This is a genomic window from Streptomyces sp. NPDC006743 (genome assembly GCF_040703815.1).
Lineage (GTDB): Bacteria > Actinomycetota > Actinomycetes > Streptomycetales > Streptomycetaceae > Streptomyces.
In genome coordinates this window covers 25480-39376 of record NZ_JBEYJA010000032.1, presented here as the reverse complement: position 1 = coordinate 39376, position 13897 = coordinate 25480, and the positions used below count along the sequence as shown (strand labels likewise).

Annotated in this window: 10 protein-coding genes; 7 read left to right on the top strand and 3 right to left on the bottom strand. The window is 73.0% G+C overall.

Annotated elements, in window-relative coordinates; genetic code table 11:
* Nucleotides 1–68: 68 nt before the first annotated feature.
* The 6 genes from miaA (at nucleotide 69) to hflX (ending at nucleotide 8937) form a co-directional block, all read left to right on the top strand.
* Nucleotides 69–1007 (top strand): tRNA (adenosine(37)-N6)-dimethylallyltransferase MiaA, encoded by a 939-nt coding sequence (miaA, locus tag ABZ719_RS24140; protein ID WP_366727260.1) that lies wholly within the window; start codon nucleotides 69–71, stop codon nucleotides 1005–1007.
* Nucleotides 1008–1113: 106 nt separating this feature from the next.
* Nucleotides 1114–1659 carry a hypothetical protein gene (locus ABZ719_RS24135; protein WP_366727292.1) on the top strand — a complete coding sequence of 182 codons (546 nt, stop codon included), beginning with the start codon at nucleotides 1114–1116 and terminating at the stop codon, nucleotides 1657–1659.
* 195 nt (nucleotides 1660–1854) lie between these two features.
* Nucleotides 1855–2724 (top strand): diaminopimelate epimerase, encoded by an 870-nt coding sequence (gene dapF / locus ABZ719_RS24130; protein WP_366727259.1) that lies wholly within the window; start codon nucleotides 1855–1857, stop codon nucleotides 2722–2724.
* 301 nt (nucleotides 2725–3025) lie between these two features.
* Nucleotides 3026–5320, top strand: coding sequence for an HD domain-containing protein (locus ABZ719_RS24125; RefSeq protein ID WP_366727258.1), 2295 nt, complete (start codon nucleotides 3026–3028; stop codon nucleotides 5318–5320).
* A 307-nt stretch (nucleotides 5321–5627) separates the two neighbouring features.
* Nucleotides 5628–7223 (top strand): M1 family metallopeptidase, encoded by a 1596-nt coding sequence (locus ABZ719_RS24120; RefSeq protein ID WP_366727257.1) that lies wholly within the window; start codon nucleotides 5628–5630, stop codon nucleotides 7221–7223.
* A 220-nt stretch (nucleotides 7224–7443) separates the two neighbouring features.
* Nucleotides 7444–8937, top strand: a complete 1494-nt coding sequence (hflX, locus tag ABZ719_RS24115) for a GTPase HflX (RefSeq protein WP_366727256.1) — start codon at nucleotides 7444–7446, stop codon at nucleotides 8935–8937.
* Nucleotides 8938–9024: 87 nt separating this feature from the next.
* Here hflX and ABZ719_RS24110 read toward each other — a convergent pair whose 3' ends face one another.
* From ABZ719_RS24110 to ABZ719_RS24100, 3 genes are all read right to left on the bottom strand, one after another.
* Nucleotides 9025–10251 (bottom strand): hypothetical protein, encoded by a 1227-nt coding sequence (locus tag ABZ719_RS24110; protein ID WP_366727255.1) that lies wholly within the window; start codon nucleotides 10249–10251, stop codon nucleotides 9025–9027.
* 138 nt (nucleotides 10252–10389) lie between these two features.
* The gene (locus ABZ719_RS24105; protein ID WP_366727254.1) at nucleotides 10390–11628 is read right to left on the bottom strand and encodes a hypothetical protein; all 1239 of its coding nucleotides are present in this window, start codon (nucleotides 11626–11628) and stop codon (nucleotides 10390–10392) included.
* 179 nt (nucleotides 11629–11807) lie between these two features.
* Nucleotides 11808–12830, bottom strand: a complete 1023-nt coding sequence (locus ABZ719_RS24100; RefSeq protein ID WP_366727253.1) for a DJ-1/PfpI family protein — start codon at nucleotides 12828–12830, stop codon at nucleotides 11808–11810.
* A gap of 211 nt (nucleotides 12831–13041) precedes the next feature.
* On the opposite strand from ABZ719_RS24100, the gene ABZ719_RS24095 reads away from it, so the two are divergent.
* Nucleotides 13042–13632 (top strand): cysteine hydrolase family protein, encoded by a 591-nt coding sequence (locus tag ABZ719_RS24095; protein WP_366727252.1) that lies wholly within the window; start codon nucleotides 13042–13044, stop codon nucleotides 13630–13632.
* Nucleotides 13633–13897 lie beyond the last annotated feature (265 nt).

Below are 13897 nucleotides of genomic sequence, written 5' to 3'. Positions count from 1 at the left end.
CGACCCCGTTCGCGTGCCGTCACGTAACTCGTTCGAGGAGCCCGCCGAAGGTTTGCGAGACTGGTGCGGTGAGCAGCGCACCCCCCGCCCCCCGCGTCATCGCCGTCGTCGGCCCCACCGCGGCCGGAAAGTCCGATCTCGGCGTGTTCCTGGCCCAGCGCCTGGGCGGCGAGGTCGTCAACGCCGACTCCATGCAGCTCTACCGAGGGATGGACATCGGCACCGCCAAGCTGACGCCCGAGGAGCGCGGCGGCGTACCGCACCACCTCCTGGACGTCTGGGACGTGAGCGTCACCGCCTCGGTCGCCGAGTACCAGCGGCTCGCCCGGGAACACATCGACGCCCTGCTCGCCGAAGGGCGCTGGCCGGTCCTGGTCGGCGGCTCCGGGCTGTACGTCCGAGGAGCCATCGACAACCTGCAGTTCCCCGGGACCGATCCCGAGGTGCGGGCCCGGCTGGAGGAGGAGCTGACGCTGCGCGGCCCGGGCGCCCTGCACGCGCGGCTCGCCGCCGCCGACCCGGAGGCCGCACGCGCGATCCTGCCCGGCAACGGACGCCGTATCGTGCGCGCGCTGGAGGTCATCGAGATCACCGGCCGGCCCTTCACGGCCAACCTCCCCGGGCACGACTCGGTCTACGACACCGTGCAGATCGGCGTGGACGTGGCGCGGCCCGAGCTGGACGAGCGCATCACACGCCGGGTCGACCGCATGTGGGACGCAGGGCTCGTGGAGGAGGTCCGCGCGCTGGAGGCGCAGGGCCTGCGCGCGGGGCGCACGGCCTCCCGCGCACTCGGGTACCAGCAGGTCCTCGCGGCGCTCGCGGGGGAGTGCACGCTGGAGGAAGCGCGCGCGGAGACCGTGCGCGCCACCAAACGCTTCGCGCGCCGCCAGGACTCCTGGTTCCGGCGCGACCCGCGCGTGCACTGGCTGAGCGGGGCCGCCGCCGATCTCCGGGAACTTCCGCACCTGGCCATGGCGTTGGTGGAACGACCGGTTACAGCCTGATCACGTGATGGCATCGGGAAGCCCAGGCCGTCATCCAGGCCTCCGGCGCCGTGCCATCATCAAGTTTCGATCGACAGATGAGTCCTGGTTGGGAGGGCGCGTGGCGATGGAGGCCGGCCCTCGCGACACCGCACAGAGCACGGAGCGCATCACCGCTCCGGACACCGAGCGCCTCACCGCGCGAGGCCCCGAGCGCATCACCGTGGAACGCGCCGGTGACGACCAGGACGAGGACTCGCTGAGCCCCGACGGCCCGGACGAGACGCAGGGCGGTGTCACGGACGACGGTCCGGAGCCCGAGGAGATGTTCGCCGGACCCGAGGTCGAGGTCGAGCTGCGCCCGCAGCGGCGGCTGCGCATCTGGCAGCTCGCGCCCATCGTGGGCCTGGCGGCCGTCGGTTCGCTGATGTTCGCCTTCCCGCTGGCCTTCGACGGCGACAGCGGCGCGATGATCGCCATGCTGGGGCTGCTGATCTGCCTCTGCGCGGCAGGCTGGGGCACGATGGCCGCCCGCCGCGTCGGGTACACCTGGCCGGGGCTGCCGCCGCGCGACACCGGCCGGCGGCCCGACTGGCGCATGATCGGCGTGTACGTCCTGATGGTCGCCGTGGTCGTCACCCTGGCGGTGTGGCGCGTCGCGGGCCTGCGCTGAGCACCCTGCGCACCCACCGCGCCCCACGCACCGGCCGTCGTCCCCCGGCCCCGCCCCAGCGGCCGCCGCTCCTCCAAGGGCCTCCTCAGCCGGTCCAGCGCCTCCTCCGGCGGCCTTTGCGCCCCCTGCCGGTGAGAAGGCCCGGCGGGCGGCCGTGCTCACGGGGTTGTCGTACCCACCCCGTACGATCGAGGCATGAGCACCCGTATCGCCTTCCTCAAGGGACACGGCACGGAGAACGACTTCGTGATCATCCCCGACCCGGAGAACGCCGTGGAGCTGTCCCCGGCCGCCGTCGCCGCCCTCTGCGACCGCCGCGCGGGCATCGGCGGCGACGGCGTGCTGCACGTCGTGCGTGCCGCCGCGCACCCGGAGGCCCGGGAGATGGCGGCCGAGGCGGAGTGGTTCATGGACTACCGCAACGGCGACGGTTCCGTCGCGGAGATGTGCGGCAACGGCGTACGCGTGTTCGCGCGCTACCTCCAGCACGCCGGGCACGCGACGGAGGGCGACCTCACCCTCGCCACCCGCGGGGGCCTGAAGACGGTGCACATCGCCAAGGACGGTGACATCACGGTGGGCATGGGCAGGGCCCGGCTCCCCGAGGGCGACGTCACCGTGCGCGTCGGCGAGCGCGAGTGGCCCGCGCGCAACGTCAACATGGGCAACCCGCACGCGGTCGCCTTCGTCGACGACCTCGCGGACGCCGGGGACCTGCTCTCCCCGCCCCCGTTCCGCCCGGCCGCCGCCTACCCCGACGGGGTCAACGTCGAGTTCGTCGTCGACCGCGGCCCCCGCCACGTCGCGATGCGCGTGCACGAACGCGGTTCCGGCGAGACCCGCTCCTGCGGCACCGGCGCGTGCGCCGTCGCCGTGGCCGCCGCCCGCCGTGACGGCGCCGACCCCGCCGCCGCGGGCACGCCGGTGACGTACCGCGTCGACGTGCCCGGCGGCACCCTGGTCATCACCGAGCGGCCGGACGGCGAGATCGAGATGACCGGCCCCGCCGTGCTCGTGGCCGAGGGCGAGATCGACACGGAATGGCTGGAAACAGCGGTCGGCTGACCCGGGACCCGGCCGGAGATCGCAGGGCCGGAGCCCGCCTCGCCGGGCAGGACCCAGGCGGCGGGGGCGGGCCCCGGGGGAAATCCACGGGTGCCCCCTTGTCATCTGACCGAAAACCGTAAACCTCCCGAGCCATCGCTCGAATGGGTGATCCGTTTCACGCTCTCCGAGAGGCGGTCGGCTGAGGGTCCTGGGCTCGATAGCATCAAGCACCGGCCCGGACGGGGGATCCGACGCCAACCCCTGAGCCGCGTACGCCCTGGGGCATCCCGTCCGCCGGTCCACGCAGCCGGAGGTGCCCATGAGTGCGGATGCCACAAACCCTGCGGCCCCGGGCCCGGTGGCGCCGTCGGCGCCCCGGAGGCGGGCCCGCCCGCGGATCGACCTGCGCCGACTGGGCCGGGCCGCCCTGCTCGGCCCCACCGCCCGCGACCGCCTCCCGGACGCCATCGGGCACGTCGCCGAGGCGCACCGCGCCCACTTCCCCGACGCCGACCTCGAACCCCTGCGCCACGCCTACCTGCTGGCCGAGTCCTCGCACCGCGGCCAGATGCGCAAGAGCGGCGAGCCCTACATCACACACCCGCTCGCCGTCACCCTCATCCTCGCCGAACTCGGCGCCGAGACCACCACGTTGACGGCCTCCCTGCTGCACGACACGGTCGAGGACACCGACGTGACGCTCGACCAGGTCGGCGACCAGTTCGGCGCGGAGGTCCGCTACCTCGTCGACGGCGTCACCAAACTGGAGAAGGTCGACTACGGCGCCGCAGCCGAACCCGAGACCTTCCGCAAGATGCTCGTCGCCACCGGCAACGACGTCCGCGTGATGTCGATCAAACTCGCCGACCGGCTGCACAACATGCGCACCCTCGGCGTCATGCGCCCCGAGAAACAGGCCCGCATCGCCAAGGTGACCAGGGACGTGCTCATCCCGCTCGCCGAACGGCTCGGTGTGCAGGCGCTCAAGACGGAACTCGAGGACCTGGTCTTCGCCATCCTCCACCCCGAGGAGTACGCGCACACCCGCGAACTGATCGCGGAGAACGCGAGCCGCCCGCACGACCCGCTCACCGAGGTGGCCGAGCAGGTCCGGGGCGTGCTGCGCGAGGCCGGCATCACCGCGGAAGTCCTGGTCAGGCCACGGCACTTCGTCTCCCTGCACCGCGTGGCCCGCAAACGCGGCCGGCTGCGCGGCTGCGACTTCGGCCGGCTGCTCGTCCTGGTGAACGAGGACGCCGACTGCTACGCCGTCCTCGGTGAACTGCACACCTGTATGACACCGGTCGTCGCCGAGTTCAAGGACTTCATCGCCGTACCCAAGTTCAACCTGTACCAGTCGCTGCACACCGCCGTCGCCCTCCCGCCGTCCCGCCCGGACGGAACCGAGCGGGCGGCCACGGACGGCCAGGTCGTCGAGGTCCTCATCCGCACCCACCAGATGCACAAGACCGCCGAGGCCGGGGTCGTCGCGCTCGGCAACCCCTACGCGCCGCCCGCGGAGGACCAGCCGGCGGGCGACGGCGAGCGCGTCGACCCGACACGCCCCGGCTGGCTCTCCCGGCTGCTCGACTGGCAGGAGGCGGCCCCCGACCCGGACACCTTCTGGTCCACACTGCGCGAGGACCTGGCCCAGGACCGCGAGATCACCGTCTTCCGCCCCGACGGCGGCACGCTCGGCCTCCCCGCCGGCGCCAGCTGTGTCGACGCCGCCTACGCCCAGTACGGCGAGGACGCGCACGCGTGCATCGGCGCCCGCGTCAACGGACGTCTGGCCAGGCTGAGCACCGTCCTGCAGGACGGCGACACCGTACAGCTCCTGATGGGCCAGGACCCCGCGTCCGAGCCCTCCCGTGAGTGGCTGGAGCACGCCCACACCCCCGCCGCCCGCATCGCCATCCAGCGGTGGCTCGCCGCCCATCCCGTCCCGGCCGACGCCCCGGAGGGCACCCCCGGGACCCGCGAGGACGCCTCCCCGGGAGCCGCGGACACCCCAGGGGGCCTCGACGGCCTCACCGGGGTGCACGGACCGGGCGCGCTCCCGGCCGGCGGAGCCGACCGCCCCGCACAGGCCGATGGGCTCCGGACGGCGGACGGGGCCGGCGCAGCGGCGCCGCCCGCGCGGGACGAGCGCCCCGGCACGGCCACCGTGGTCGTCGCCGACCTGCCCCGCGCCCCCGTACGGCTCGCGGGCTGCTGTACGCCCGTGCCGCCCGACCGGATCACCGCCTTCGCCGTGCGCGGGGGCGCGGTGACGGTGCACCGCGTGGAATGCGCCACGGTCGCGCGCATGAAGAGCGCGGGGCGCGCGGAGATCGGCGTGCGCTGGGGCGACACCGCCGCCTGCCGCGTGACCCTGCTCGCCGAATCGTTCGGCCGCCCGCACCTGCTCGCCGATCTGACCGAGGCCATCGCCCTGGAAGGCGTCGAGATCGTCTCGGCCACCGTGGCCCCGCCGGCCCAGCAGCGCGTCCACCACACGTACACCCTCCAGCTTCCCGACGCCGCGCGTCTGCCCGCCCTCATGCGGGCGATGCGCAACGTCCCCGGCGTCTACGACGTGAGCCGCGCCCAGTCGCAGCCGCCGGGGGACTGAGCCAGGACCCGACAGCCCCGGCGCGGCGCGGGCGGCGCACCCTGGCGCGAGCGTCCCGCGCCCGCCGCGAGCGTCCTGCGCCGCCCCGGGGCGGGCGGCGCGCCCGGCGCACCCTGGCCGGCGTGAGCGTCCCGCGCACTTCAGCGCGAGCCTCCGCCGGGCGCCCAGCGTGCACTCTGTGCACTCCGCGCACCTGCGGAACGCCCCGCGCGCCGGCGCGGGCCGCACGCACTCCCGACGGCCCCGTTCGAGTGGGAAGGGCGCGCGTCGCCGCCGCAGCGGGGCCGCGCGCTGATAGCCGTGGTGCATGCCGCGCACCCTCCGACCCCGTGTCCCGCGTCGCCTCAGAACCCTCAAGGCGACCCTCCTCGCGTCCGCCGCGTCCGGCGCCTGCGCCTGTCTCCTCGCCGCGAGCGCCCCGCCCACCGCGCTCGGTGTGGGCGACCGGCTCTTCCCGCAGCTGGGCAACCCCGGATACGACGTGACGTCGTACGACCTCTCCTTCACCTACACCGGGGACAACAGCAAGCCGCTGCGGGCCGTCACCACCATCGACGTCCGGCCGACCGAGGACCTCGACCGCCTGAACCTCGACTTCACGCACGGCGAGGTCGACTCCGTGGAGGTCGACGGACTCCCGGCCCGCTTCGCCGCCGCGGGGGAGGACCTGGTCGTCACCCCGCAGGTCCCGCTGACCGGGCACGGCTGGGCGCGCATCACGGTGCACCACACCAGTGACCCGGTCTCCGAGAAGGGCCGCGACGGTGGCTGGGTGCGCACCGCGGACGGGCTCGCCATGGCCAACCAGGCCGATGTCGCCCACCTGGTGTTCCCGTGCAACGACCACCCCTCCGACAAGGCGAGGTTCACCTTCCACGTCACCGTCCCCGAGGGGTACACGGCCGTCGCCAACGGCCTGCCCGCCGGTACCGCCCGAAGGGGCGGACAGATCACGTGGACGTACCGCACCCGGCACCCCATGGCCACCGAACTGGCGCAGGTCTCCATCGGCCGCTCCACCGTCCTGCACCGCACCGGCCCGCACGGCCTGCCCGTGCGCGACGTCGTCCCCACCGGGGACCGCGAGGCGCTCGAACCCTGGCTGGCCAGGACCCCCGACCAGATCGCCTGGATGGAGAGCAAGGTCGGACGCTACCCGTTCGAGACGTACGGCCTGCTCATGGCGTCCGCCACCACCGGTTTCGAACTGGAGACGCAGACCCTCTCCCTCTTCGAGAAGGAGCTGTTCACCGATCCCGCCTGGCCCCAGTGGTACGTGGAGTCGGTGATGGTGCACGAACTGTCCCACCAGTGGTTCGGCGACAGCGTCAGTCCGCGCAGCTGGTCCGACCTGTGGCTCAACGAGGGACACGCGACCTGGTACGAGGCCCTGTACGCCGACGAGAAGGCGCACAAGTCCATGGAGGCCCGGATGAAGGCCGCCTACGGGGCCTCCGACCGCTGGCGTGAGGCCGGAGGGCCGCCCGCGCTGCCCAAGCCGCCGAAGGCAGGCCAGAAGATCGGCATCTTCCGCGCGAACGTCTACGACGGCGCGGCTCTCGTCCTCTACGCCCTGCGCCAGGAGATCGGCAGGCCGGCCTTCGAACGGCTGGAGCGCGCCTGGGTGCGCGAGCACCGGGACTCGACGGCGGACACGGCGGACTTCGAACGCCTGGCCTCGGCCGTCGCCGGACGGGACCTCGGCGGCTTCTTCAAGGCCTGGCTCTACGGTGTGAAGACGCCGCCCATGCCGGGTCACCCGGACTGGAAGCAGACGCCGCCGCCCAGGACCGCGCCGGCGAAGGCGGCGCACCCGGCGAAGACGGCCGCAGGGGCGAAAGCGGCACCGGCGAGGACGGTGACGAAGGCCGGGTGGGCGCGCGGCGCCCACCCGGAGCAGTGAGCGGACGAAGCGGCGAGGCGGACAGCCGGGCAGCCCGGAATAACGCCGTGACGAGACGGGCCGTGCCGTGCGACGATCGTCGGGTCGGCACGGCACGGCGCCCGGGAATCTCCCGGGGCACCCGCGCGTTGTGTCAGGTGACGGAACAGCTGCCGAGGCGCCTCGCCCCGGACCGCGAGCCCGTCGCCGCACCACGGATTCCCAACGACGTAAGGACCCAATGACCTCCTCTTCTTCCTCTTCCCAGGCCGCCGAGCGTCTCGCGCACACCTATCCCGAAGGTCTCCGGGCCGATGCCCTGATGGAAGAGGACGTCGCCTGGAGCCACGAGATCGACGGAGAGCGGGACGGCGACCAGTTCGACCGCTCCGAGCGCGCGGCCCTGCGCCGTGTCGTGGGTCTCTCCACCGAGCTGGAGGACGTCACCGAGGTCGAGTACCGGCAGCTCCGTCTGGAGCGCGTGGTGCTCGTCGGCGTCTGGACCTCGGGGACCGTGCACGACGCGGAGAACTCCCTCGCCGAGCTGGCCGCCCTCGCGGAGACCGCGGGCGCCCTCGTCCTCGACGGTGTGATCCAGCGCCGCGACAAGCCGGACGCGGCCACCTACATCGGCTCCGGCAAGGCCGGCGAGCTGCGTGACATCGTCCTGGAGACGGGCGCGGACACCGTCGTCTGCGACGGTGAGCTGAGCCCGGGCCAGCTGATCCACCTCGAGGACGTCGTCAAGGTCAAGGTCATCGACCGTACGGCGCTGATCCTGGATATCTTCGCCCAGCACGCCAAGTCCCGCGAGGGCAAGGCGCAGGTCGCGCTCGCGCAGATGCAGTACATGCTGCCGCGGCTGCGCGGCTGGGGTCAGTCGCTGTCCCGGCAGATGGGCGGCGGCAAGGGCGGCGGTCTCGCCACCCGCGGTCCCGGTGAGACCAAGATCGAGACGGACCGGCGGCGGATCCGCGAGAAGATGGCCAAGATGCGCCGGGAGATCGCGGCCATGAAGACCGGCCGTGAGATCAAGCGCCAGGAGCGGCGCCGCAACAAGGTGCCGTCCGTGGCCATCGCGGGCTACACCAACGCCGGCAAGTCCTCCCTGCTCAACCGCCTCACCGGCGCCGGCGTCCTGGTCGAGAACGCGCTGTTCGCGACCCTGGACCCGACCGTGCGCCGGGCCGAGACGCCGAGCGGGCGGCTGTACACGCTGGCCGACACGGTCGGCTTCGTCCGGCACCTGCCGCACCACCTGGTCGAGGCGTTCCGCTCCACCATGGAGGAGGTCGGCGACTCCGACCTGATCCTGCACGTGGTCGACGGCTCGCACCCGGACCCGGAGGAGCAGCTGGCCGCCGTGCGCGAGGTGATCAGGGACGTCGGCGCCACCGACGTACCCGAGATCGTCGTGGTGAACAAGGCGGACGCGGCCGACCCGCTGGTGCTGCAGCGGCTGCTGCGGGTGGAGAAGCACGCGATCGCGGTCTCGGCGCGCACCGGCCGCGGCATCGCGGAGCTGCTCGCCATGATCGACGACGAGCTGCCGCGGCCCTCCGTGGAGATCGAGGCGCTCGTGCCCTACACGCACGGCAAGCTGGTCGCCCGGGCTCACACCGAGGGCGAGGTGATCTCCGAGGAGCACACCGCGGAGGGCACCCTGCTCAAGGCACTGGTGCACGAGGAGCTGGCCGCGGACCTGACGCCGTACACGCCGGTTCCCGCGCTCTGATCCGCTCGGCGGCCACCGCCGGGGCAAGCAGCACACGGGCCCGCCCCCCTTCGACGGAAGGGGGGGCGGGCCCGCGTCATGCCGCTGTCACCGGCCGCCGTAGGTCCGGCTCATGTTCTGGTACAGCGCCTCGGCGCCCTCGCCCAGCTGCGGGCCCGCGAGCCAGGTGTTGTCGGACGGACCGATGGAGGTGTTGGAGACCAGGGCGGTCTTCCCGTCCACCACGCGGAACCAGCCGCCGCCGGAGGACCCGCCGGTCATGGTGCAGCCGATCCGGTACATCGTCGGCAGGGACGGGCTCAGCGACAGCCGCCCCGGCCGGTCCAGGCAGCGGAACATCGTCAGACCGTTGTAGGGCGGCGCGGCCGGGTACCCCCAGGCACCCATCGTGGCGACCTGCTGTGCCTGCGGGGCGGAGAAGTCCACGTCGAGGGCGGCCCCGACCGTCTCCTCCAGCGACTTCGCGCCGGTCTCCGGCTTCACGTGCAGCACGGCGTAGTCGTACGCGGCACCGGCACCGCCCGTCTCCGAGCCGCCCTTGATCCACTGGCCCGAGGTGGACGCCCAGTCGGCCCACCAGGCGCCGTACGGGGCGACCTCGGCCGCACCGGCGTCGCTCAGCTGCGACGCGGACCGGCCGAGGTCGTTGTAGGCGGGCACGAAGGCGATGTTGCGGTACCAGCCGCCGCCCTGGCCGGCGTGGACGCAGTGCCCCGCCGTCCACACCAGGTTCGACCTGCCCGGGTGGTTGACGTCCTTGACGACCGTGCCGGAGCAGACCATCGAACCCCGGGGCGAGTCGAAGAAGACCTTGCCGACCGGGGCCGCGTGCTGGTGGTAGGGGGTCTTCTCGGGCTGGGCCTGGACGGGCCGCGGCGCCGGGTCGCTGACGCCCTGGCCGGCGGCGGCGTCCTGGGTGGACACCGTCTTGCCGGCCTCCTTGGCGGACTTCATCCGCTCAGGCTTCCATAGCCCCTTGATCACCGGGTTGACGAAGTCCGCGGCGGCGCTGAGCCACTTGTCCTTGTCCCAGTTCTTCCAGCCGCCGTTCTTCCACCGGTCGACGTCGATCCCGTGCTCCTCGAGCCTCTTCGCCAGGTCGGCCGGGAGGTGGGCCCTGCCGTCGCCGCTGCCGGTGGCCCGGGAGCCGCCCGCGGTCTGCGAACCGCTGGTGCCGGGCTTGCCGCTCGCGTCGTCGCCCGAGCCGTCGCAGGCCGTGGCGGTGAGCGTCAGCGCCGCGACGAGACCGGTGGCGGCGAGGACAGTGCCCCGGCGCGCGCGCCGGGGCACTGCGGACGTACGTGTGGAACGCATGATGTGAGGAACCCCCGTTGGTTCGTGTGTGTGCTGCCCCACCCCGCAGGCGGGGACGGGTACGGACGGCGGCGGGGTGGGGAAGATCTCCGTGGGACGCCCCGCCGCCGTGGCCGGGTCACCGGCCTGCGGCCGTGCTCACTGCCCGGCGAACTTCTTGCTGACCGAGTCGTAGACGCCCCTGGCCACCGTGCCCAGCCGCGGACCGGCCAGCCAGCCCGTCGTCACCGGGCCGATCGAGGTGTTGGACACCAGCGCGGGCTTGCCGTCCGTGCCCTTCTCGACCCAGCCGCCGCCGGAGGAACCGCCGGTCATGGTGCAGCCGATGCGGTACATCGTCGGGTCGGGGGCCGCGACCGACAGGCGTCCCGGCTTGTCCTGGCACTGGTACAGCGACTGCCCGTCGTACGGCGGCGCGGCCGGGTAGCCGGTCGCGGTGATGCTCTGCACCTTGGGTACGGCCGGCGCGTTGAAGTTCACCGGAAGCGCCGAACCGACCGTCTCCTCCAGCGACTTGCCGTTGCCGCCCTTCTCCGGAGTGACGTGGATGACGGCGAAGTCGTAGCTCGCGCCCTGCCCGCCGGTCGCGCCGCCCTGCTTGATCCACTGGTCGGAGGTCTGCGCCCAGTCGCCCCACCACACCCCGTACGGGGCGACCTGCTCCCGTGTGGCGCCCTGCAGCTGGGCGGTGCTGCGGCCCGTGTCGTTGTACGACGGCACGAAGGCGATGTTGCGGTACCAGCCGCCCTTCTTGCCGGCGTGCACGCAGTGCCCCGCCGTCCACACCAGGTCGGACTTGCCGGGGTGGGCCGGGTCCTCGACGACCGTGGCCGAACAGACCATCGTGCCCTCGGGGGAGTCGAAGAAGACCTTGCCCGCCGTCGCCGCGTTGGTGTGGTAGGGCGGCGCCACCTTCTGTGCCTGCACGGGCGCCGGAGTCGGGTCCGTGACGCCCTGGTCACCGGAGATGTCGTCGGGGTCCACGCGCTTGTCCGGGTCGTTGGCCCGGCGCATCCGGTCCGGGTCCCACAGGCCCTGGATGATCGGGTTGACGAAGTCGTTCGCCTCGCGCAGCCAGTCGTCCTTGTTCCAGTTCTTCCAGGCGCCGTTCTTCCACTTGTCGATGTCGATCCCGTGCTCCTTGAGCTTCTTGCGGATGTCGTCCGGGATCGTGATCCTGCCGTCGCCCTTGGCCCCCGAGTCACCGGCGGCCGCGGAGGCGGAGGGCCGGCCGGCCGCGTCGGTGTCGTCCGAGTTGCAGCCGGTGGCGGTGAGCGCGAGGGTCGAGACCAGTGCGACGGCGGCCAGCGAGGGGAACGGCGAGCGCCGGGCGCGCCCTCCCCGGCGAACGGTGACGGATGGGCGTATGGGTCGCATGTTTCGACTCCCCCTGCTGTGAACGGACATGCTGATACCGCCGGGCCGGCACACCGGTCCCGGGTGGGACACGGACCTCGGCCACGGCGGCCGGAACGGCACCACACCCTATGCGGTCGCTGTGGGCCACTGCCCACGGAACGGCAACGGTTCGGCTACAAGCCGTCTGACCTGGCCGATCAGCCGGAGATCTCCCCGTTCGGCGCCGGTTCGCCGAAGGGGGAGCGGAAACGGCGCCGGTACTCGGTGGGCGTCGTGCCGAGCCGGCGGCGGAACGCCCGCACCAGCGTGTCCGTCGTCCCGAACCCGCACACCGACACGATGCGTTCGAGGGTGGCGTCGGTGGACTCCAGCTGACCGCGCGCCGCCTCCACGCGGGCCGCTTCCACGTACGCGCTCGGCGTCATGCCCAGCTCGGCCTTGAAGACCCGGGTCAACTGCCGCTCGCCGAGACGGGCGTGCTCGGCCAGGTCCGCCACGGTGAGCTGTTCCCCGAGGTGCCGCAGGATGTGGTGGCGGAGGTCCTCCACGCGCCGCGTCCGCGACACGGGTTCCAGCGGAACGCTGAACTGGCTCTGCCCGCTGGGCCGTTTCAGGTACATCACCAGCTGGCGGGCGACGCGCAGCGCGACCGTCTCGCCGAAGTCGTCGGCGACGAGGGCGAGCGACAGGTCGAGGCAGGCGCTGATCCCCGCGCCGGTCCAGGTGTCCCCCTCCCGGATGAAGATCGGATCGGCGTCGACCCGCACCGCGGGGTGTTCGTCGGCGAGTTGCCGGGCGGTCGACCAGTGGGTGGTGGCGCGTTTGCCGTCGAGGAGTCCCGCGGCGGCCAGCAGGTGCGCCCCGACACAGACGGAGGCGACCCTCCGCGCCCGGCCGGCGAGCGTCCTCACCCGGTCGACCACCGCGGGGTCGGTGCGGGCGCGTACGCCGTGCCGGCCGTCCGCCTCGACGGAACCGGGCACGATGAGGGTGTCGACGCCGCCTCGTGCCACCTCGTCGAAGGTGGTGTCGGGCAGCAGGCGCACGCCGGCGGACGTGGTGACGGGGTCCGTCGTCTCGGCGGCGAGGACCACCCGGTAGCCCGTCGGCTCCGGCATCTCGCGCCGCACCAGGGAGAACACCTCGGGCGGACCGGTGACGTCGAGCAGGTCGACCCCCTCGAAGAGAACGATGACGACGAGTCGTTCCACGACGCTCACGGGATCTCCGTCCGTTCGGCGGAACCATGTCCGCTGCCGCACCCCGGAACCTGGGTCCGGACTGATGTCTGGATCTGCAGGTTAGGCGACATTGCCGACACGCGGCGGCGGCTCGTAGGTTCATGTGCGTGGCCGGTCCCCGCACGGACGGCCGCGTTCCAGGAACCCGAGCGGCTTCGGCTGCTCGGTGCATCGGCTGAGGGGTACTTCCATGACGACGACGACTCTCCGCGAACTCAACGGCCTCGACGCGACGCCGGCTTCGCTCGCGCACTCGACCCTGATCCTGGTCGACTACCAGAACACCTACGTCGGCGGAGTGATGGAGCTGGAAGGCTGGCAGGCCGCGCTCGACTCCGCCGCCGCCCTGCTGGCCCGGGCCCGGCAGGCGGGCGCGAAGGTCGTCCACGTCGTCCACGACGGCGGCGAAGGCACTCCGTACGACCTCAGCGCGGAGACCGGCGCGATCCACCCGAGCGTCGCGCCGGCCGAGGGGGAGCCCGTGGTCGTGAAGAAGGCGCCCAACGCCTTCGTCGACACCGAACTCGGCAAGCACGTCGACGCCGCCGGCAACGAGGACGTCATCGTCATCGGATTCATGACGCACATGTGCGTGCTGTTCACCGCCGAGGGCGCCTTCCTGCGCGGCAACCGGCCCACGGTGGTCGCCGACGCGTGCGCGACGCGCCCGCTCCAGGCGGTGGGCACCTGGCTGGACGCCCGGCAGATCCACCACGGCGCCCTGGCGACGATCGGAGACCTCTACGGCGTCGTCGTCGAGTCGCAGGCGTCCCTGACCTGAGCCGTGCCGCTCCGTGAACCGGGTCCCGCGCCCGCCTGACCGTGATCCCGAGCCGGCCCGTAACCGCACGGACCGTCCGCGGTTATAGCGGTGGGGTTCCCGCTGTCCACGACCAGACCCACGCGCCCTCGAACGCCGCACCGCCGAAGACGCCGTCGCCGCCGGTGCCCGCGTCCGCGCCGGGGGTACGGCCCTCGGCGCGGACGCGACATCCACGCCACCCGGCCGAGGGGCCGCAGGCGCTCGGTGCCGTGCGGCAGCGGGA